At 75.7% G+C, this 18731-nt stretch carries 20 protein-coding genes and 4 tRNA genes; 10 read left to right on the top strand and 14 right to left on the bottom strand.

The features are described from left to right. Positions 1-217: 217 nt before the first annotated feature. Positions 218-970, top strand: a complete 753-nt coding sequence (locus Q0848_RS05085) for a fasciclin domain-containing protein (RefSeq protein WP_299035702.1) — start codon at positions 218-220, stop codon at positions 968-970. Between the two features lie 86 nt (positions 971-1056). Here Q0848_RS05085 and Q0848_RS05080 read toward each other — a convergent pair. Then, a tRNA-Leu gene (locus tag Q0848_RS05080) sits at positions 1057-1142 on the bottom strand. 55 nt (positions 1143-1197) lie between these two features. Continuing rightward, the gene (gene bcp, locus Q0848_RS05075; protein ID WP_299035700.1) at positions 1198-1722 is read right to left on the bottom strand and encodes a thioredoxin-dependent thiol peroxidase; all 525 of its coding nucleotides are present in this window, start codon (positions 1720-1722) and stop codon (positions 1198-1200) included. 189 nt (positions 1723-1911) lie between these two features. On the opposite strand from bcp, the gene Q0848_RS05070 reads away from it, so the two are divergent. The 3 genes from Q0848_RS05070 to Q0848_RS05060 all read left to right on the top strand — a co-directional run bounded on the left by Q0848_RS05070 (position 1912) and on the right by Q0848_RS05060 (position 4275). Further along, complete coding sequence (locus tag Q0848_RS05070; RefSeq protein ID WP_299035698.1) at positions 1912-2349, top strand: DUF3618 domain-containing protein; 438 nt, start codon at positions 1912-1914, stop codon at positions 2347-2349. Positions 2350-2467: 118 nt separating this feature from the next. Next, positions 2468-2845 carry a co-chaperone GroES gene (locus Q0848_RS05065; RefSeq protein WP_299035696.1) on the top strand — a complete coding sequence of 126 codons (378 nt, stop codon included), beginning with the start codon at positions 2468-2470 and terminating at the stop codon, positions 2843-2845. 23 nt (positions 2846-2868) lie between these two features. Further along, positions 2869-4275 carry a cytochrome P450 gene (locus Q0848_RS05060; RefSeq protein WP_299035694.1) on the top strand — a complete coding sequence of 469 codons (1407 nt, stop codon included), beginning with the start codon at positions 2869-2871 and terminating at the stop codon, positions 4273-4275. 118 nt (positions 4276-4393) lie between these two features. Here the strand turns inward: Q0848_RS05060 and Q0848_RS05055 are convergent, their stop codons facing one another. Both Q0848_RS05055 and Q0848_RS05050 read right to left on the bottom strand, forming a co-directional pair. Then, positions 4394-5029: a hypothetical protein gene (locus Q0848_RS05055; protein ID WP_299035692.1), complete on the bottom strand. Its 636-nt coding sequence runs from the start codon at positions 5027-5029 to the stop codon at positions 4394-4396. A gap of 134 nt (positions 5030-5163) precedes the next feature. After that, positions 5164-6744, bottom strand: a complete 1581-nt coding sequence (locus tag Q0848_RS05050) for an alpha-N-arabinofuranosidase (protein ID WP_299035689.1) — start codon at positions 6742-6744, stop codon at positions 5164-5166. A 180-nt stretch (positions 6745-6924) separates the two neighbouring features. Here Q0848_RS05050 and Q0848_RS05045 point away from each other — a divergent pair, with 180 nt between their 5' ends. Beyond that, positions 6925-7959 (top strand): LacI family DNA-binding transcriptional regulator, encoded by a 1035-nt coding sequence (locus Q0848_RS05045; protein ID WP_299035688.1) that lies wholly within the window; start codon positions 6925-6927, stop codon positions 7957-7959. 77 nt (positions 7960-8036) lie between these two features. On the opposite strand, the gene Q0848_RS05040 is transcribed toward Q0848_RS05045, so the two are convergent. The 10 genes from Q0848_RS05040 to orn all read right to left on the bottom strand — a co-directional run bounded on the left by Q0848_RS05040 (position 8037) and on the right by orn (position 14786). Then, positions 8037-8453: a hypothetical protein gene (locus Q0848_RS05040; protein ID WP_299035686.1), complete on the bottom strand. Its 417-nt coding sequence runs from the start codon at positions 8451-8453 to the stop codon at positions 8037-8039. A 251-nt stretch (positions 8454-8704) separates the two neighbouring features. Continuing rightward, entirely contained in the window at positions 8705-9115 is a 411-nt protein-coding gene (locus tag Q0848_RS05035; RefSeq protein WP_299035683.1) for a hypothetical protein, read from the bottom strand. 268 nt (positions 9116-9383) lie between these two features. After that, the gene (locus Q0848_RS05030; protein WP_299035680.1) at positions 9384-9674 is read right to left on the bottom strand and encodes a hypothetical protein; all 291 of its coding nucleotides are present in this window, start codon (positions 9672-9674) and stop codon (positions 9384-9386) included. Positions 9675-10298: 624 nt separating this feature from the next. Then, entirely contained in the window at positions 10299-10970 is a 672-nt protein-coding gene (locus tag Q0848_RS05025; protein ID WP_299035676.1) for a hypothetical protein, read from the bottom strand. A 345-nt stretch (positions 10971-11315) separates the two neighbouring features. Continuing rightward, the gene (locus Q0848_RS05020; protein ID WP_299035673.1) at positions 11316-11744 is read right to left on the bottom strand and encodes a hypothetical protein; all 429 of its coding nucleotides are present in this window, start codon (positions 11742-11744) and stop codon (positions 11316-11318) included. A gap of 342 nt (positions 11745-12086) precedes the next feature. Further along, positions 12087-12953 (bottom strand): hypothetical protein, encoded by an 867-nt coding sequence (locus Q0848_RS05015; protein ID WP_299035672.1) that lies wholly within the window; start codon positions 12951-12953, stop codon positions 12087-12089. A 488-nt stretch (positions 12954-13441) separates the two neighbouring features. Beyond that, positions 13442-13514 (bottom strand) — tRNA-Lys (locus tag Q0848_RS05010). 87 nt (positions 13515-13601) lie between these two features. After that, a complete protein-coding gene (locus Q0848_RS05005) occupies positions 13602-13871 on the bottom strand; it encodes a hypothetical protein (RefSeq protein ID WP_299035671.1) in 270 nt (89 codons plus the stop codon). 160 nt (positions 13872-14031) lie between these two features. Further along, a tRNA-His gene (locus tag Q0848_RS05000) sits at positions 14032-14104 on the bottom strand. Positions 14105-14174: 70 nt separating this feature from the next. Next, positions 14175-14786 carry an oligoribonuclease gene (orn, locus tag Q0848_RS04995; RefSeq protein WP_299035670.1) on the bottom strand — a complete coding sequence of 204 codons (612 nt, stop codon included), beginning with the start codon at positions 14784-14786 and terminating at the stop codon, positions 14175-14177. 118 nt (positions 14787-14904) lie between these two features. On the opposite strand from orn, the gene Q0848_RS04990 reads away from it, so the two are divergent. From Q0848_RS04990 to Q0848_RS04970, 5 genes are all read left to right on the top strand, one after another. Beyond that, positions 14905-16182: a PrsW family intramembrane metalloprotease gene (locus Q0848_RS04990; RefSeq protein WP_299035668.1), complete on the top strand. Its 1278-nt coding sequence runs from the start codon at positions 14905-14907 to the stop codon at positions 16180-16182. Continuing rightward, on the top strand, positions 16179-17402 hold the full coding sequence (nhaA, locus tag Q0848_RS04985) for a Na+/H+ antiporter NhaA (protein ID WP_299035666.1): 1224 nt from the start codon (positions 16179-16181) through the stop codon (positions 17400-17402). Before Q0848_RS04990 ends, nhaA begins: the two co-directional genes overlap by 4 nt. A 4-nt stretch (positions 17403-17406) precedes the next feature. Then, positions 17407-18048 carry an alpha/beta fold hydrolase gene (locus tag Q0848_RS04980; protein ID WP_299035663.1) on the top strand — a complete coding sequence of 214 codons (642 nt, stop codon included), beginning with the start codon at positions 17407-17409 and terminating at the stop codon, positions 18046-18048. Positions 18049-18181: 133 nt separating this feature from the next. Further along, positions 18182-18254, top strand: a tRNA-Arg gene (locus Q0848_RS04975). A gap of 78 nt (positions 18255-18332) precedes the next feature. After that, the gene (locus tag Q0848_RS04970) at positions 18333-18593 is read left to right on the top strand and encodes a hypothetical protein (protein ID WP_299035660.1); all 261 of its coding nucleotides are present in this window, start codon (positions 18333-18335) and stop codon (positions 18591-18593) included. Positions 18594-18731: the final 138 nt, after the last annotated feature.

Raw genomic sequence — 18731 nt, 5'->3', positions numbered from 1 at the left:
GCGCGAGGCTCGCGCCGCTCACCCGTCCGGCCCACCGGGCCGCGCCGCGGCTCCCGCCGCCGTGCGGCCCGCGGCCGGGCACGGCACAGTCGTGCTCAGCGGATGAACCGGACGTCACGGCCGGATCACGATCTGCCGCAGAGCGATCCGCGAGGCCCGGAGGGTCCGAACACCCCTCGACCGCCCACCAGGGCTCACCCCCGATGGAAGGACCCCCATGAAGCGCTCCAGGACCCTCGCCGCCACCGCCGGCGCCGCGGCACTCGCCCTCTCGCTGGTCGCGTGCGGCTCGGACGAGCCCGTGGGCGGCACCGAGGACGCCGTCCCCGACCCCTCCCTGTCCGCCCCCACGGCGACCCCGAGCGAGGGCATGTCCGGCGGCATGGAGACAGGCGGCATGGAGACGGGCGGCATGGAGACCGGCGGGATGTCCGGCGACATGGACCCGGCCGCGATGCTGGTGGGCCCGGGCTGCGGCGACTACGCCGAGGCGAACCCCGAGGGCGCCGGCTCGGTCGACGGGATGGCGCAGGACCCGGTGGCCACCGCCGCCGGCAACAACCCGCTGCTGACCCAGCTCACGGCGGCCGTCTCGGGCCAGCTCAACCCCGAGGTGGACCTCGTCGACGACCTCAACGGAGCCGAGGACATCACCGTCTTCGCGCCCGTCGACGAGGCGTTCGCGGCCCTCGACCAGGCGACCCTGGACACCCTCGGCTCGCCCGAGGGCGCCCAGACGCTCACCGACGTGCTGACCTACCACGTCGTCACGACGCCGGTGGACCCGCAGGCGCCGGAGGGCGACTACGACACCCTCGTGGGGGAGCAGCTCTCGGTGACCGGCAGCGGTGACGACATCACCGTGGACGCCGACGGGGAGAACCCCGCCTCGGTCGTCTGCGGCGGCGTCCAGACCGCCAACGCCACGGTCTACCTCGTCGACGCGGTGCTCATGCCGTCGGGCACGTGACCTGAGACCTCGCAGCAGCGGCGCCGCCCCACCCCGGGCGGCGCCGCTGCTGCGTCCGGGCCCGCCGCGGCGCGCTCGGGGCTGGGTGCGGACGGCGGGGCTCGAACCCGCACACCCCTTCCGGGGCACGAGGACCTAAACCTCGCGTGTCTGCCAGTTCCACCACGTCCGCGAGCGCCCGGCGCAGGAGCCGGGCGACGGTGCGAGCGTAGGCGCCGTCGAGGTCCTCAGGCCTCGACGCCGAGCGTGCGGCGCAGCCGCGCCACGTGGTCCTTGGCCTTGACGCCGTAGGAGGCGTGCACGACGCGCCCGTCCGGGCCGACGACGACCGTCGAGCGGATGACGCCCACCGACAGGCGCCCGTACGTCGACTTCTCGCCCCAGGCGCCGTAGGCCTCCAGCACCGCGTGGTCGGGGTCCGAGGCGAGGGGGAAGCTGAGCTCGTCGCGGTCGGCGAACTGCTGCAGCCGCTCCGGGGAGTCGGGGGAGACGCCCACCACGTCGAAGCCGGCCTCCCGCAGCTCCTCGAGGCTGTCGCGGAAGTCCACCGCCTGGGTCGTGCAGCCGGGGGTCATGGCCGAGGGGTAGAAGTAGACGACCACCGAGCGCCCGGCGTAGGAGGCCAGCGAGACCTCGCCGCCGTCGGCCGTGGCCAGGGTGAAGGGCGGGGCGACGTCGCCCTCCTGCAGGCGCCGGCCGGTGGACGTCGTCGTGGGGGGCGGGGTGGCCCCGGCCCCGGTGCGCTCGCTCATGCGGGCGAGGCTAGCCAGGTCGCGGCCCGGTCGCGGCGGCCCCGGTGGCGCGCCGCCGCGGTCCCGCCCGGCCCAGCGCCTTGACCGCGGCCGCTTCTGGACCTGCCGCGCGACGGAGCCCGCGATAGCGTCGCCGCCGACGATCTCCGCCGGCGCCACGGTGCCGAGCACCAACCGCCAGGAGGACCCATGAGCTTCCCCGCCAGCCCGGCCCGCGACCAGCGGGCCAGCCAGGCGCCCGCCCGCCGGCAGCCGCGCACCCAGCCGCTGCCCTCGGACCCCGCCGAGCTCGAGAAGGTCATCCGCGGTCAGCAGAACCAGCTCGCCTCGGACGTCGACGCGCTGGTGGACCTGGTGTCGCCGAAGAACGTCATCGCGCGCCTGAAGGCCGACCTGACGAAGCGCGGCCGCGACGCCGTCCTCACCCCGGACGGCCAGCCGCGCACCGAGCGCCTGGCCGCCGGGGGCGCCGGGGTGCTCGGGGTGCTGGCGCTCGCCGTCCTGCGGGCCGTGCGCAAGCGCCGTCGCAAGCACGCGCGCCGCGAGATCGAGAAGGCGGTCACCCGCGGCCAGAAGCGCGGCGGGCGCGACGCCACGGTGCGTCGTCGCCGCGACGACGACGACTGACGCTCGGAGAGCCCACCGCCGGCCCGCCCGTCCCCGTCCAGGGGCGAGCGGGCCGCCGTGCGTCCGGGCCCGGGCGCCGCGCCGACCCCGTCCGGGCGCCCGGGATAGCGTCGGCGGCATGACCGCCGACGAGAGCGCCGCCAGGCGCACCGGGTCCTCGGACCCCGACCGGCCCGCCCCCGGGGACCTCGGCGTGCGCATGCTGCACGACCGGGTGCTGGTCTCCACCGCCGAGGCCGGCGGTGAGCGCCGCTCCTCCGCGGGCATCGTCATCCCCGCCACGGCGGCCGTCGGGAAGCGCCTGGTGTGGGCCGTCGTCATGGCTGTGGGCCAGCACGTGCGCCAGGTGCAGCTCGGCGACCGCGTGCTCTTCGACCCCGAGGACCGCGGTGAGGTCGAGCTGGCCGGGCGCGAGTACGTGCTCCTGCGCGAGCGCGACCTGCACGCGGTGGCCGAGGCCGCCGCGGAGCAGGGGCGGACGGGGCTGTACCTCTGAGCGTCGAGGAGGGCCCGGGACCGGTGACCGGCCCGACGCCCGTCCCGACCGCTCCGCAGAGGTCCCGGGCCAACGCCCGGTACACGCCCGTCGACGCCGACGGACCGCTGCCGCACCACATGGTCGCGGCCGTGCCGCGGATCCGCGCCGACCCGCTGGCCTTCCTCGCCTCCGTGCACGAGCGCTGGGGCGACCTGGTGGCCTTCCCGATGCCCCGCCTGCCCGTCGTCCTGGTCACCTCGCCGACGGCGGCGCGGCGGATCCTCGTGGACAACCACCGCGGCTGGTCCAAGCGCACCGCCCAGTACGGCGCGCTGTCCGCCGTGACGGGCTCCGGCCTCCTCACGAGCGAGGGCGAGGTCTGGCGGGAGCGGCGCCGCGCGGCGCAGCCCGCCTTCCACCCCGGCGGCCTGTCCGCCGTCGCCGAGCAGTCCGTCGCGGCGGCGCAGCGGATGCGGGCGGCCTGGCCGCAGGGCGGCGGCGTCGTGGACGTCGACGCCGGCGGCCTGCAGGCCACCCTCGAGGTGGTGGGGCGCACGCTCTTCGGCGCCGACGTCGCCGAGGACGGCGAGCGCCTCGTCGCGGCGGTCCTGGAGGCCCTCGAGGTCGTCGTGGGCCGCGTGCGCACCCCGCTGCCGCTGTGGCTCCCCACGCCCGCGCGCCGGCGCCTGCGCCGTGCGGTCGCCGCCCTGGACGCGTCCGCCGGCGCCGTGGTCGCACGGCGCCGGGCTCAGGGCGCGGACGGAGACGACGGCGACCTGCTGGCGCTGCTGCTGCGCGCGGTCGACAGCGGCGACCTCGCGCCCGAGGGGCTGCGCGACGAGCTCGTGACGATGGTCATCGCCGGCCACGAGACGGTCGCCTCCGCGCTGACGTGGACGCTGCACCTGCTCTCGCGGGAGCAGGAGGCGCAGGGCCGCGTGGCCGAGGAGCTGGACGCCGTGCTCGGGGGCGGCGACGCCCGCGGTGGGCGTCCGCCGACCTGGGACGACCTGCGCTCGCTGCCGCGCACGCGCGCTGCGGTGGAGGAGTCCCTGCGCCTGTTCCCGCCGGCCTGGGTGCTCAGCCGGCGGGCGGTGGCCGAGGACGTCCTGGACGGCGTGGCCGTGCCCGCCGGCACGACCGCGATCGTCAGCCCCTGGCTGCTGCACCGCCGCCCCGAGCTCTTCCCCGACCCGGAGGCCTACCGCCCCGAGCGCTTCGAGGAGGGCGGCCTCGGGCGCGAGGCGCGCGCCGCGTACGTGCCCTTCGGCGCCGGGCCGCGCCTGTGCATCGGTCGCGACTTCGCCCTCGTCGAGGCGACGCTGGTCCTGGCCGAGCTGCTCCGCGGCGCCTCGGTGCACCCGGCCCCCGGCGAGCGGGTGCGCGTCGAGGCCCTCGTGACGATGCGACCCCGCGACGGGCTCCGGCTGGAGGTGCGCCCGCGCTGACGGCCGCCGGCGGCCTGGGGTGTCGTCGACGACGTCGGGTGCAGGGGCTCTGGTGCCGGGAGTCGTCGACGACGTCGGGTGCGGGGACCGGCGACGGCTGCCTGCCGAGGGCGAGGCGTCAGCCGGTGGCCTCGACGAGCGCACCGCCCTCGCCCAGCTGGACCCGCGCGTCGCGGGCGCCGTCGAGGTCGGCGTCGGCCACGAAGACCACCTCGCCCTCGTCGCCGGGGCCCACGACGCCGTCGGAGCTCGCCGTGAGCTCGACCGCGCGCGTCGCGGCGGCGTCGTCGTCCGGGCGCAGGTCCGCCCACGCGGCCAGGGCCTCGGAGGCGCGCTGGAGGCGCACGCGCTGCCCGTCGGCGGCGACGACCTCCACGCGGGGCAGGTCCACGACCTCGTCGCCGCGGGAGTTGTCCACGGCCACGACGACCCAGCAGACCGGAGCAGCGCCGGCGTCGGCGCGGTAGTCCTCGAGGTCTCCGACGGCGTCCCCGTCTGCCTCGGCCGGCACCACGACCTCCACCTCGGCCCCCGCGGTCGACAGCTGCAGCTCCCGCGCGTCGTCGGGGTCGCCGCAGCGCTCCAGGGAGCCGCCGTCCCCCTCGTCCTCGCGCCGGTCGTCGCGCTCGAGGTAGGGGGTCATGTCGATCGCGTGGTCGGCGTCGCCCCGGTCGTCGCGGACGGCGCCGGCACCCGAGCAGCCCGCGAGGAGGGCGGCGGACAGCGCGAGAGCGAGGGCGGGGCGGTGGCTCACGGCGGCTCCGATCGGCGACGGTACGGACGACCCGACGCTACGGCGCCACCGTCTCCACCGCCCCCGGGCCGCCCGCTCCCCGTGCGGGGGGCGAGCGGCCCAGGGCCCCGGCCGACCGAGGCGGCTCAGGCGGTTCAGGCGGCTCCGGCGTCCAGGGTCAGGCGGACGGTGACGAAGCTGTGCGCCGGGACGTGGACGCGCAGCACCGAGCCGTCGAGGGCGGCCTCGTGCGGCGCCGGGGCGACGGCGTCCGGGTGCTCCGCGGTGTTGTGGGTCGACGTCGCGGGGGCGGTGAGGACGGTCGCCTCCGGGGCTCCCGGGGTGCCGCCGCGCAGGTCGAGCTCGACGTCGACGCCCGCGGACGCGTCGAGGTTGGTGAGGGAGACCAGGACGGCCCCGTCCTTCGTGCTCGCGGTCGCCGAGAGGGTGCTCAGCTCGCCGTCGCCGACGGCGCGCGAGGGCTCGGGGGAGCGCCACGCGAGCGGGAGGCGGGCGGCGTCGTGGTGCCCCCGGTTCATCACGAAGGCGTGGTAGGTCGGCGTCAGGACCATGGCCTCGCCGTCGGTGAGCACCATCGCCTGCAGCACGTTGACCGTCTGGGCGATGTTCGCCATCACGAGGCGCTCGGCGTGCCGGTGGAAGGCGTCGAAGTGCACGCCGGCCAGGAGCGCGTCGCGAAGGGTGTTCTGCTGGAACAGGAAGCCGGGGTTCGTGCCCGGCTCGACGTCGTACCAGGCGCCCCACTCGTCGAGGACGAGACCGACGCGGTGCTCGGGGTCGTAGGCGTCCATGACGGCGGAGTGGCCCGCGAGGATCCCCTCGAGCCGTCGCGCCTCGACCATCGTGCGGTAGTACTCCTCCTCGTCGAAGTCGGTGGCGCTGCCCTTGTGCTCCCACGGGCCCGGGACGGTGTAGTAGTGGAACGAGATGGCCTGGTAGGTGCCGGTGCCGTGGCCGGTCCTGCGGGTGCCGCCGATCTCGTGGCCGAGGGCGCGCATGAGCACCTCGGTCCAGCGGTAGTCGGCGTCGGAGGCCCCCGCGGCGATGCGGTAGAGCTCGTTGCCGCCGTGGTCCCGGCTGTACGTGCCGAAGGTGCGCGCCAGGTCCGCGTACGCCTCGGCGCGCATGCCGCCGCCGCAGCCCCACGGCTCGTTGCCCAGGCCCCAGAAGCGCACGTCCCACGGCTCGTCGCGCCCGTTCTCGCGGCGCAGCGCCGCCATCGGGCTGTCGTCGGCGCGCGTGAGGTACTCGACCCAGTCGGCGTTCTCGCGGACGGTGCCCGAGCCGACGTTGGCGGAGACGTAGGGCTCGGCGCCGAGCATCTCGCACAGCGCCATGAACTCGTGGGTCCCGAAGCTGTTGTCCTCGACCACGTCTCCCCAGTGGCTGTTGACCATGCGCGGGCGCTGCTCGCGCGGGCCGACGCCGTCGCGCCAGTGGTACTCGTCGGCGAAGCACCCTCCCGGCCACCGCAGGTTCGGGATGCCGGCCGCGCGCAGGGCCTCGACGACGTCGAGGCGGATGCCGCCCTCGTTCGGGACGTCGGAGTCCTCGCCGACGAAGAAGCCGTCGTAGATGCAGCGACCGAGGTGCTCGGCGAAGTGGCCGTAGAGGTGGCGGCTGATCTGGGGCCCCGGCAGGTCGATGTCGACGACGCCGGAGGCGCGGGTCGCGGTGGTGGGGGTGTCGTCGTCGCTGCGGGCGGTCGTCGTCATCGTCGGCTCCGAGAGGTGGGGGGGAAGGGCGGGGCCCCGTCGTCCGGCTGTTGTATCGATAAACCGACCTCGTGTCCACGGTGCTCGGCACGCGTGGTGGTGGCTGGGGGCGCTGCTAGGTTCCGGCGGACGTGCGCCAGCGGGCGCCCCGTCCGTCCCGGAGGTCCGGCTCTGGTCACCATGCGCGACGTCGCCGCGGCGGCCGGGGTCTCGACGATGACGGTCTCGAACGTCCTCTCGGGCCGCCGTCCGGTCAGCGAGGAGACCCGCGCGGCGGTCCTGGGCGCGGTCGAGCGCCTCGGCTACCAGGTGAACGTGGCAGCGCGCAGCCTGCGGCGCGGGCGCACGGGCGTGGTGGGGCTGGCGGTGCCGGCCCTCGACAGCCCCTACTTCAGCCAGCTGGCCGGCCGGCTCGTGGAGCGCCTGGCGCGGGAGGGCCTGCGCGTCGTCGTCGAGCAGACGGGCGCCAGCCGCGAGGGCGAGGCCGCGGCGGTGCGGGACTCCCGGGTGAACGCGTACGACGGCCTGGTCCTGTCGGCCGTCGGGCTCGGCGCGGGGGACGTCCGCGCCCTCGCCGGCGACCTCCCGGTCGTGGCCCTGGGGGAGCGGCAGGACCTCCGGCGCGTGGACCACGTGGGCATGGCCAACGTCGAGGGCGCGCGGGCGGCCGCGGGGCTGCTGCTCGAGCGCGGGTGCCGTCGGCTGGCCGTCGTGGGCAGCCCGCCCTGGGACCGCCTGGACGAGCCGGGCGACCACGGGGGCGACGCGTTCCGGCTGCGGGCGCTCGGCGCCCGTGAGGCGGTGCGGGCCGTCCCCGCGGCGTCGGCCCGGGCGCTGGCGCCCGGCACCCTGCTCGAGGACGGCGTCCGCTGCGGGCGCGAGCTCGCCCTCGCGGCGGACCCCGTCGACGGAGTGGTGGCGCTGACCGACACCCTCGCGCTCGGCGTGCTGCGGGGCCTGGCGGACGCGGGCCTGCGGGTGCCCGACGACGTGCTCGTCGTCGGCTTCGACGACGTCCGGGAGGCGAGCGCGAGCGTCCCGTCGCTCTCGACCGTCTCCCCCGGGCACGACGAGATGGTCGAGGCGGTCGTGCGACTCCTCCTGCGCCGGATGGCCGACCCCGCGGCGGAGCCGGAGGAGGTCTTCGGTCCCTTCGTCCTGCTCGAGCGTGAGTCGACGCGACCGGCCGGGAGGAGCCTCGCCCCGGGGCGCTGAGCCTCGCGCGTCCCGGACGCGCGCGCTCGCGGCGGGTGCCGGGCGCCTCGACGGGAGGGGCCGGGCCCGCCCGCGCGTCAGGCGGCGCCGGGGGTGCAGTCGATGTGGCCGACGCCCTTGCCGTTCACGCGGAGGATCCCTGCGCTGTAGTCGTAGCCCTCCTCGTCCAGCGCGCAGATGAGCTCCTTCGTGTACCCCTTCCTGGTCAGGGTGAAGTCGACGCCGAAGTCGTTCTGGTCCGGGGTGACGCGCTTCGGGAAGCTCTTGACCAGGCACTTGAAGCCGACGACCCGGCCGTGCTGGCGCTGGACGTTCTGCAGCCGCCCCGTCACCTCGACACCGATCCCGGAGCCGTTCGCGCCGACGTAGCAGGCGGAGTGCTTCGTCGTCAGCGACGCGACGCCGGCGGCGTGGTCGGCGCTCGCAGGGCCTGCGACGCCGAGGGCGAGGGCGGCAGCGGCTGCGGCGGACAGGAGCAGTCTGGACGTGCGCATGGGGACTCCCCGAGGTGGTCGACCGTCACGGCGACCGCTGGGCCGCCGGGCGCGAGGGTGGCACCTCGTCGGGCGTCGTGCAGGGGAACCGCTCAAGACGGAGGCCCGGGCCGCCGATGCCGCCCGTGGCCGCCCGCCGGTCGGGGCCGGGGTGACGCCGCCGTCCGGCTCGGAGCCCGTGCGGCTGCCGGCGGGGAGCGGGGCGTCTGGAGCCCGGGGTCTGGAGCGCTCGGGACTCGGGGAGCTCGCGGTCACACCGTGTCGAAGGAGCACTCCAGGTACCCGGTGCCGTTGCCCGCGATGCGCAGGACGCCGTCCTCGGTGAACGTGTCGTCGTCGAGCGCGCAGATGACCGACCGGGTCATCCCGCGCCGCGGCAGGGTGAAGTCGACCTCGTACTCGTTCTCCTCGGGGGTGACCCGCCGCGGGAAGTCCGTGATGCGGCACGTGTAGCCGGTGACCCGGCCGTCGGTGCGGTGGACCGTCTTCAGCCGGCCGGTCACCTCGACGCCGGTGCCGGAGGCCAGCCCGCCGATGAAGCACGTCGCCGGCTTGGTGAGCGAGGTGACGCCGGCGAGGCTGTCGGCGCTCGCCGGGACGGCGACGCCGAGGGTGAGGGCAGCGACGGCCGCGGCGGACAGGGCGAGTCGGGACGTGCGCATGGAGGGCTCCCGGGACGAGGGCTGACGACGCCGGCGCGAGCTGCGCCGTCGGGTCGAGACTGACACTCGGTCCGGACGAACTGGAGCGAACCAGTGGAGCTCGCCGAGCGGTGCACTCGTTCGGCCCATCCGCCGCTCCGTCTGCAGGAGACCAGGTTCCGCGCCTGGTCACCCAGAGAGCGCACGTGGGTCCGCCGTCGTGCGCGAAGGCCGGACGGGAACGGTCGAGCGGGTCGCGACGCCCGCGGGTGCCGTCGTGAGGGGGCGCTCAGGACTCGCGCGGGGAGCGGCGGCGGTCGGGTCGGGCCTGCTGGCTGGCTGCGCGTGCGGCGAGCCCTTCGGGGCGGACGCGGCGGTGCAGGACCAGGCGCCACGCGGCCTCGGCGGTGAGGAAGCCGGCGCCCGCGACCGCGGCCCAGTCCCACCGGGTGAGGTCGGTGCCCGCGACCACGTCGCAGCCGGTGGAGGTGGCGAGGACCGCGCCGACCACGAGCTGCCAGCGGAGGTGGCGCGCGTCGCTCGGCGCCAGCCGCCTCCACGTCGGGACCGCCTCGGGCACCCGCAGAGCATGGTGCGCCCGCAGCGGGTGCGCCGGGTCCCGGGGAACCGTCACCCGGTCGGGGGAGGCGCGGCGTCGCCCGGCGCTGGCAGACCGCGCCGGCGACCCAGGAGGTGGAGAGCGGGCCGAGAGCTCGGTGCCGCTGGTCGGCGTCCAGTGACCGCTCGACGACGGTGACGTCGTCCTCGCTGCGGGCGCGCGGGCGCGCGGGCGCCGACTCGGCCCGGGAGGGACGTCGGGTGTTCCCTGGCGGCGAGCGCAGTCGTCCGGGGGTGGCGAGCGCCGCCCCGCGGGAGGAGCTCCCGCGCGGCCGCAGCATCGCTCGGGCCCGGGGAGGGGCGGGTGCACCCGAGTCGTGGCTCGGGGCGCACGAGGACGGCCCTCGTGCGACGGGTGTCGGCCGAGGGCCGCGAGGTGGTGCACCGCCTGGGAGCCGGGCGACGTCCCCGTCCGGATGGGGCGCCACCAGGTCCGCTGGTGCGTCTCAGCGTGGTGCCCGAGTCGCCCCAGGGGAGGGCTCGAGGTCACGACGGCGCAGCGGGAGCAGGCCGACGGCTGGGCGTGCGGCGCACGCCCCACCTGCCGCCTCCGGGGAGGTCGTGCAGGTGGGGCGCTGGCGCCGGGTCAGAGGGCCCGGGTGGTGGTGGTGCGGTCCCAGATGCGGGTGGTGGGCTGCACGACGGCGCGCCAGGTGGCCTTGCCGGCGGTCTGGCGGTACGTGGCCTTGCCGGCCTCGTCGGAGTCGACGCGGCCCATGGTCTTCCAGCCCTGCGGGGTCTTGACCTGGAAGGACACGCGGGCGCCCTTGAAGGGCTCGTAGCGGTCGGCGCCGACGTTGTAGTACGTCGCCGCCGTCGACAGGGTCACGGTCCGACCCGACCGAGAGGCCGACAGCGAGGCCTTCGACTGCGCCTTCACCGTGACGGTGAAGGAGTTCTGCGGGACCTCGAGGTCCGTCGTGCTGCTGTAGGCGAAGTCCGGCCGGACGGTGTAGCCGCCGAGGGTCTCGAAGGAGTAGAAGTCCACGCTCGTGCGGCTCGTGCCGTCGAAGACGAGGCTGTTGGTGTACCCCTCGCGCTGGTGCATCAGGTCCCAGGCGGCGAAGTCCACGCCCGCCTGGGCGCAGTCGCCCTTCAGCGCGGCGGGGAACTCCTCGTAGGGCGCGTCCACGGCGAGCTTCGGGCCGAAGGCCACCGAGCAGGAGCCGCTGGCCGCCTGCGCCGGGCCGGCCGGGGAGAGCAGGGACGCGGTCAGGGCCGAGAGGGCTGCGGCGGTCGCGAGCGCGCGCTTCTTCATGGTGTGCGGGTCTCCTTCGAGCGGTCGGGGCGCTCGAGGTGGTGAGCGCGCGACCGCATCATCGGAACGCCCGCCGGCCTCCGTCGGGGGAGTGGCCCAACTGTGACCGGGGGTCATCCGGTCGGTGGGCAGACGACCGTCGCCGGCGTCGCCCGCGGCCTCGGCGCAGGGGCAGGAGGTCTGGCCGACGTCCGTCGCCTCACCGGCGAGGCCGGCGACGACGACGGCGGAGCGCCCCCGTCCGGCCGGAGCCGAGCGGGGGCGCTGTCGTGCGTCGGAGGGGTGGGTCAGCTGACGAGCACCCTCACGAGCGCGCGGCCGAGCAGGTGCGCACCCGGGCCGCGGTCAAGCCCGGTCGACCGGCTGGAAGGTGCACTCGAGGAAGCCCTTGCCGTTCCCGTTCACGCGCAGCGAGCCGATGCCGATGTTGTCGAGGCCCTGCTCGGCGACGCAGATGATGCCGTCGCTGCGGTACCCCCGCTTGGAGAGGGTGAAGCCGATGCCGTAGGGGTTGGTCTCGGCGTCGACGAGCTCGGGGAAGTCGCGGATCTGGCACCGGAAGCTCTTCGGCTGCCCGTCGGCGTACCTCTTCGAGGACACGAGGCGGCCATGGACGTGCTCGCCGGTGCCTGAGGCGAGCTCGCCGATGTAGCACTCCTGCGGCTTGTCGAAGGACGCGACGCCCGCGAGGTGGTCTGCGCTGGCCGGCGCGGCCACCGCCAGCGTCAGGCCGAGTGCGGCAGCGATGGACATGGACACGGTCGACGTGCGCATGGGAACTCCCCCGTGAGTGACCTGCGTGGCCGAGAGCCACCCTGCCCCCGACCGTCGCAGCGTGTCACCGGGAGCTCGGGCCGCGCAGCCGTTCCGAGGAGCTGCTCGTCGCAGACGGTGCCCGCCGCCCTCGGCGCAGCAGGCCGCGGCGCTGCTGCACGTAGCGAACCGCACTGCGCGACCGGTCGGTGAGCTCGGCGTCCTCCGCAGCGAGCGCCCTGCGGCGCACTCCTCGAGCACGGACGTGACGCGCTGGCCGTCGGCGCCGCCCGTGCCGGCGAAGCGCGCCCGAGGCGTGCAGCACGGCCTGCTGGGCCAGGGCGCGGCCCGGCTGCGCTGGAGTCAGCTGTCGGGACCGAGGCGCGCGACGGCCACCTGCCGGGCCTCGGGGACCGCGTCGATCCACATCTCGACGTCCAGGGGGGTGTCGGTAGCCTTCCCGAAGGCCACCTCGTCGCGCACCTTCATGGTGGGGGTGCCGGGCGCGTCGGCGGTGAAGAGGTACTTGTTCCCCCGCCGCAGGACCAGGGTGTCGACCCCCTGGTTGTAGTAGGACGCCGCGATGACCGCCCGGTCCGACGGCTCACCGAAGGTGCTGGTGCGGACGCCCCCGCCGCCGGGCACGTTGTCGGTGGCGAAGAAGTACTGGTTGCCGCGCTTGACGGCGATCTCGTCGACCGAGTCGCCGTCCCAGTCGCCGAGGAGGGGCGTGTCGGTCGGCTTGCCGAAGGGCACGGCCCTGACGTCGAGGCCGACCTGGATGTAGAAGACGCCCTGACGCCACACGACGTAGCGGTCCTGCTCCCACATCGACTTGTCCGCCGGCGTCGTCTGCCCGCAGAAGGGGGTGTCGCCGGCGCGCCCGAAGTGCTCGGTGGTGTAGGGCGTCGCGCCGCTGCCGGTGTCCGGGAGGTTGTGCACCCAGTAGCCATCGCGGAAGCTCGCCGGCATCGCGGGGTGCAGGCGCTCGTACACGCAGAGCAGGGGCTTGTCCGCGGGGTACACCTCCCAGTCCGGGGACAGCAGCCGCTCGGTGACCAAGGGCCCGTTCTCGAAGACCCGCTTCGAGTGGAACGTGAAGTCCAAGCCGCTGGGCTTGACCACCGGGGGACGGTGCCAGGCCGACGCCGGTGCGACGACAGCGCCCAGCACGGCGGTGACGACAGCGCCCACCGCGAGCGCTCGACGCGCGACCTCGGACTTCTTCACGAGCTCCTCCTACGGGCAGCAGCACCGACCGGTTCCGGCCGGAGTCGGTGGACGGTACGAACCACCGCGCCACCGCATGGCCTCGCTCGAGAGGGAGTCACCCGAACGGGTGCAGCGCCGGCCCGCCGTCGGCGACGGCCGGCTCGGCGAGCACCTGGCCGTGCCCGACCCGCCTCGGCGGGGACTGGCGACCGACGCTCGTCGCAGGACAGGTCAGACGGCGGGGCGGTGGCCCCTGCGAAGTACCTCGCGGAGCGGATGCGGAAGGCGCTGCGCGTCCCTGGCGTCAGCGTGCAGGAGATGGCCGAGCACCTCGGCGTGCAGGGCGGAGCGGTGAGCGTCTGGATCGGCGAAGAGATGGCGCGAGCACCCAGACGCCTCGCCTGCCGGCGCCGCGCGCAGGGGTGCCGCACGGCCGTCGCCTCACCGAGGAGGCCGGCGACGACGACGGCCCCCGACCGGAGAACCCGGTCGGGGGCCGTTCAGCGTGCGCCGCCTGGGACTCGAACCCAGAACCCACTGATTAAGAGTCAGTTGCTCTGCCAATTGAGCTAGCAGCGCGTGCGGCGACGAGGTTACCAGCGGCTCGACCCGCCGCGAAATCGAGCGGTCCGGCCGCTGGCGACGTCGTCCGCGCCCCGGCGAGGCTCAGCGGCCGTCGGTCGCCGGCTGGTCCGAGTCGGTGCCGGCGGGCTCGTCGCCGAGGTCCCACCAGCTGTCGGCGGGCAGGCCCTCGTCGTCGTGGATGGTCACGCTGTCGGGCCCCGTGGGTGCCGCCAGGTCGATCAGCAGCGACAGGGGGACGTGGTCGCCGAGCATGCCCAGCACGTGCGTGCTGCCGCTGGTGCTGTCCCCGGTGGTCGCCGCTTCGCCGTCTGCGCGGCTGACCTCGGGGGACGTCGGGTTCTGGGACGTCATGGAAGTGCCTCCTCGTGCGGTCGCCCCTCTGGGAAGAGCTCGACCCCGGGGCGAGTGTGGCAGAGCGTCCGGTTCTGGCATGGGCCGTCTGGGTGGCGTCGTCGCCGGTCGAGCCGCAGAGACCTGTCCCCCCGGCGTTCGCCGGGGGGACAGGGAGAGGGGTGAGTGACGGGACTTGAACCCGCGGCCACCGCGACCACAACGCGGTGCTCTACCAGCTGAGCTACACCCACCATCGCTCCGTCGAGGCTCCGTCATGACGTGCACGGGGCCCAGCGGGCGCGAGAAGCATACCCGCCGTCGTCAGGTGCCTGCGACCCGCGTGGCCGCCGCCCGCGCCGCGGCGGAGTCCGGGCCGGGCGCCGGCACGAAGACCGCCTCCCGGTAGTAGCGGAGCTCCTGGATGCTCTCCCGGATGTCGGCCAGCGCCCGGTGGCCGCCCGCCTTCTCCGGGGAGGCGAAGTAGGCGCGCGGGTACCAGCGGCGCGCGAGCTCCTTGACCGAGGACACGTCGATGATCCGGTAGTGCAGGTGGTCGACGAGGTCCGGCATGTCCCGGGCCAGGAAGCCCCGGTCGGTGCCGACGGAGTTGCCGGCCAGGGGGGCCTTGCCGGCCTCGGGGACGAGCTCGCGCACGTGGTCGAGCACCTGCCGCTGGGCGTCCTCGAGGGTCGTGCCGGCGGCGAGCTCCTCGAGCAGCCCCGAGCTGGTGTGCATGGTGCGCACGACGTCGCGCATCTGCTCCAGCGCCTCGGCCGGGGGCGCGATCACGACGTCGAGGCCCTCGCCGACGACCTGCAGGTCGGAGTCCGTGACGAGCACGGCCACCTCGACGAGCGCGTCGGCGACGAGGTCCAGCCCGGTCATCTCGCAGTCGATCCAGACGATGCGCTGCGAGGAGGTCGAAGAAGCCACCGGGGGACTGTAGGTCCCGGGCCCCGCGCGGGCACGGGGAAGGCGGGCTGCCGGGGCGCTCGTCCACCCGGGCGGACGACGAGGGCGGCGGCGGGTGCCCCGGGCTACCGTGCGCGCCATGACGACGGACGACCGCGGCACCGCCTCCGAGGGGGGCCGGGACGACGGCCCGGACGTCCGTGAGCCGGGCGCCCGCACCGCCGCTCGCTCGTCCCTCGCGGCGAGCCCGTCGCCCGGCGCGCCGGCAGCCGACCGTCCGGCGACCTCGACGGGGCTGCGTCGGGCCCGGGACGTCCTCGTCGCCGCCGTGCTCGCCCTCGTCATGACCGCCGGGCTCCTGCGCGTCCTGACGATCATCCTCGCGGAGAACGGGCCGTCCGCGGTGCTGGTCGGCCTGGCGCTCGCCCTGCTGCCGGTCCTGCTCGTCGGGGCGGCCTTCCTCTGGCTCGACCGCTTCGAGGCCGAGCCCCCGGGCCTGCTGCTGCTCGCGCTCGGCTGGGGCGGGGGCGTCGCGACGGCCATCGCCCTGGCCGTGAACACCCAGGCCTCGCTGCTCCTGGACCCGTCGGGGGTGCCGGGCCCGGTCTCCCTCGGCGTCGTGGCCCCGATGACCGAGGAGCTGGCCAAGGCGCTCGGCGTCGTGGCGGTGCTCGTCCTGCGGCGCCGCGAGTTCGACGGCGTGGTCGACGGCGTCGTCTACGCGGGGATGGTCGGCATCGGGTTCGCCTTCGTCGAGAACGTCCTGTACTTCAGCGGGGCGCTCGTGGCCGGTGGGACGTCGCAGCTGGCCGTCACCTTCGTCCTGCGCGCGGTGGTCTCGCCCTTCGCCCACCCGCTGTTCACGGTGGTGGTGGGCGTGGGGATCGGGCTGGCGGTGTCGCGGCGCGGGCGCGCGCGCTGGCTGCTGCCCGTCGCGGGGCTGCTGGTCGCGGTCGTGCTGCACGGCCTCTGGAACCTCTCGACGTTCGCGCCGCTGGGCTTCCCGCTCGTCTACCTCGTGCTGCAGGTGCCCGTCTTCGCGGGTGTCGTGCTGGTCGCCGTCCTGGCCCGCCGGCGCGAGGGGCGGGTCCTGCGCGAGCAGCTCGACGTCTACGCGCGGGCCGGCTGGGTCACGCCGGCTGAGGCCGCCATGGTCGCCTCGCTGCCCGAGCGCCGGCGCGCGCGGCGCTGGGCCCGGGCGACGGGAGGCGCCCCGGCCGAGGAGGCCATGGAGGAGCTGCAGAACCTGGCCGGCGAGCTGGCCTTCCTGCGGGAGCGCCTGCGGCGGGGCACCGCCCACCGCGGCGCGCAGGCCGAGGAGCAGCAGCTCCTCAGCGCCCTGTGGCTGCTCCGGCAGCAGCTCCTGCCGGCACCTGCCCCCGTGTCCCGCCCGGTCGGGGCGGGGGTGGCCGCGTGAGCGGAGGTCTGCGCGCCCGCCTGGAGGACGAGCGCACCGGCGGCCTGCTCCTCATGCTGGGCGCCGTCGTCGCCGTGGTGTGGGCGAACTCGCCCTGGCGGGAGGCGTACACCGCGCTGTCGGAGACGGTCGTCGGACCCGAGGCCCTGCACCTCGACCTGTCGCTGGCCGAGTGGGCCGGCGACGGGGTCCTCGCGATCTTCTTCTTCGTCGTGGGGCTGGAGATCACGCGCGAGGTCCGCGTGGGCAGCCTGCGCGACCCCAAGCGGGCGGCCCTGCCCGCGCTGGCCGCCGTCGGCGGGATGGCGATGCCCGCGCTGTTCTACGTCGTCGTCGTGCTGGAGCTCGGGGCGGGCGAGGGGCTCTCGGGGTGGGCCGTGCCCACGGCGACCGACATCGCGTTCGCCGTGGCGATCCTCGTCGTCGCCGGCCGCGGGCTCCCGGCGAGCGTGCGCACGTTCCTGCTGACGCTCGCGGTCGTGGACGACCTCCTGGCCATCACCGTGATCGCGATCTTCTACACCGAGGACCTGGCCATCGGGTGGTTCGCCGCCGCGCTCGTGCCGCTGGCCGCCTTCGCGTGGCTGGTCCGGCGACGCCCGTCCTCGTCCGGCGCGCTCCGCGCCGTCATCGCGGGTGCCGTGGTCCTCGCCGTCCTCACCTGGGTCCTCGTGCACAGCTCGGGGATCCACGCCACCGTCGCGGGCGTCCTGCTCGGCGCCGCGGTGCCCGCCAAGCCGCGCAGCGGTGAGACCACCTCGCTCGGCATGCGCGTCGACCACGTCGTCAACCCGATCTCCTCCGGCGTCGCGCTGCCGGTCTTCGCCTTCTTCGCGGCCGGGGTCACGGTCGTCGGCACGGGGGGCCTCGGCTCCGTGCTCGCCCACCCGGTGGCCGTCGGCGTGATGCTCGGGCTGGTCGGGGGCAAGCCGATCGGCGTGCTGCTGACCGTCACCGTCCTCGAGCGGTTCACGCCGCTGCGACTGGCGGAGGACCAGGCGCCCCGCGACCTCTTCGGCGTCGCCGTCCTCGCCGGCATCGGCTTCACCGTCTCGCTCCTGGTGTGCGAGCTGGCCTTCCCGCCCGGCGAGCTGCGCGAGGCGGCGAAGGTCGCGGTGCTCGTGGCCTCCGTCGTCTCCGCGGTCTTGGGCGTCATCGCGCTGCAGCTGCAGAAGAAGCGCCTCGGCATGGACCCCGCGGACCCGGCGGCCATCGGCTGAGCGCTTGCGGCTGCCGGTGTGGGGACTCGGCCGTCGCGCCCCGCCCGACTCACCGCACGCCACGCCGGGCGACCACGCCCGGGCAGCGCTGGGCGCCCTCGACGACCTGGCCGAGAACGGTCCGGTGGCCGTGGTGGCCCACTCGGCGGGTGGTCTCGTGGCGACCGAGCTGTCCGCCCTGGCGCCCGAGCGCATCGGCGCCGTCCTCGGTCTCAGCGCCGTCTTCCCCGAGGACGGGCAGTCCTCCACCTCCTGCCTGCCGGCACCCCAGCGGTGGGTCCTGCCGGTGGTGATGCGCCTGGCCGGGACGCGACCGCCGGAGGCCGCGGTCCGCAGGCACCTGGCAGCCGGTGCGGACGAGGCCGCCGTCCAGCGGCTGCTGGCCGACCTGACGCCGGAGTCCAGGGCCTACCACCGCACGCCCGTCCGCGGGCGGGTGCGGGCGGAGCGGCGGGGCTACGTCTTCAGCGACGACGACAGCGAGCTGCCCGCGGTGCTGCAGCAGCGCTCCGCCGCCCGGCTGCAGCCCGCCGTCACCGAGCACCTGCCCGGCGGGCACCTGCCGATGCTGCTGCACCCCGAGCGGCTGCAGCAGCTCATCACCCGCTTCGTCCAGCGACGCGCGTCCGGGAGCCGTCACGACTGAGGCGTGGAGCTCCACGGGCCCGAGGCCCTCACCGTCCACGTGGTGAGCGACGCGACCCCGCAGGCGTCCCACCGCACCGGGCGGTCGGCGCCGGTAGCCTCGGGCGCACCCGGCGGCGGCCCGACCGCGCCGAGCCCCCGTAGCTCAGCGGACAGAGCAGCAGACTTCTAATCTGACGGTCGCAGGTTCGATCCCTGCCGGGGGCGCCCAGCTGCTCCGCCGCGGCCGTCCCTCCGGTCGGCCCGGCGCCGCGCCGTCGTCGCCGGGCCCTACGCTCCCCGGCCATGGCCGCAGACCCGACGACCCGCGCGTTCGACCGGCTGATGGGCCGCCAGTCCCCGCCCCTGCGGGTCGAGCGCTGCGAGGTACTCGCCGAGCGGGCCGTCGGCGAGGACGAGGACGGCACGTTCCCCGCCGTCGTCGCCCGCGTCGAGGGCGACCTCGTGCGCGTCGTCTACGCCGTCGGCGACGGGGACGCCACGCTCGTCGAGTCGACGCTGCACCTGGACGAGGCCCGCCGGCTCGTCGACTCGTCGTCGCGCTGAGGCACCACCGGCACGTCGTGCTCGCTGCCGCGCTCCGCCGTCAGGGCTCGGCCCAGCCCGGACAGCCAGCACGGCTGCGCCACCCCGGGTGGCGGGGCCGGTCCTGCACCCCGGTGGTCGCCGTGACTGGCACTCTTG

Source organism: uncultured Pseudokineococcus sp. (assembly GCF_947495735.1).
GTDB lineage: Bacteria > Actinomycetota > Actinomycetes > Actinomycetales > Quadrisphaeraceae > Pseudokineococcus.
The sequence above is the reverse complement of the archived record's forward strand: the minus strand, read 5'-3'. Positions and strand labels throughout refer to the sequence as shown.

Coding starts and splice junctions, on each gene's coding strand:
- Q0848_RS05065 (WP_299035696.1), top strand. CDS start 2,468: ATGACCGCCGACGAGAGCGCCGCCAGGCGCACCGGGTCCTCGGACCCC.
- Q0848_RS05035 (WP_299035683.1), bottom strand. CDS start 9,115: ATGCGCACGTCCCGACTCGCCCTGTCCGCCGCGGCCGTCGCTGCCCTC.
- Q0848_RS05085 (WP_299035702.1), top strand. CDS start 218: ATGAAGCGCTCCAGGACCCTCGCCGCCACCGCCGGCGCCGCGGCACTC.
- Q0848_RS04990 (WP_299035668.1), top strand. CDS start 14,905: ATGACGACGGACGACCGCGGCACCGCCTCCGAGGGGGGCCGGGACGAC.
- Q0848_RS05070 (WP_299035698.1), top strand. CDS start 1,912: ATGAGCTTCCCCGCCAGCCCGGCCCGCGACCAGCGGGCCAGCCAGGCG.
- Q0848_RS05025 (WP_299035676.1), bottom strand. CDS start 10,970: ATGAAGAAGCGCGCGCTCGCGACCGCCGCAGCCCTCTCGGCCCTGACC.
- bcp (WP_299035700.1), bottom strand. CDS start 1,722: ATGAGCGAGCGCACCGGGGCCGGGGCCACCCCGCCCCCCACGACGACG.
- Q0848_RS05005 (WP_299035671.1), bottom strand. CDS start 13,871: ATGACGTCCCAGAACCCGACGTCCCCCGAGGTCAGCCGCGCAGACGGC.
- Q0848_RS05040 (WP_299035686.1), bottom strand. CDS start 8,453: ATGCGCACGTCCAGACTGCTCCTGTCCGCCGCAGCCGCTGCCGCCCTC.
- Q0848_RS04970 (WP_299035660.1), top strand. CDS start 18,333: ATGGCCGCAGACCCGACGACCCGCGCGTTCGACCGGCTGATGGGCCGC.
- Q0848_RS05050 (WP_299035689.1), bottom strand. CDS start 6,744: ATGACGACGACCGCCCGCAGCGACGACGACACCCCCACCACCGCGACC.
- Q0848_RS05020 (WP_299035673.1), bottom strand. CDS start 11,744: ATGCGCACGTCGACCGTGTCCATGTCCATCGCTGCCGCACTCGGCCTG.
- Q0848_RS05045 (WP_299035688.1), top strand. CDS start 6,925: ATGCGCGACGTCGCCGCGGCGGCCGGGGTCTCGACGATGACGGTCTCG.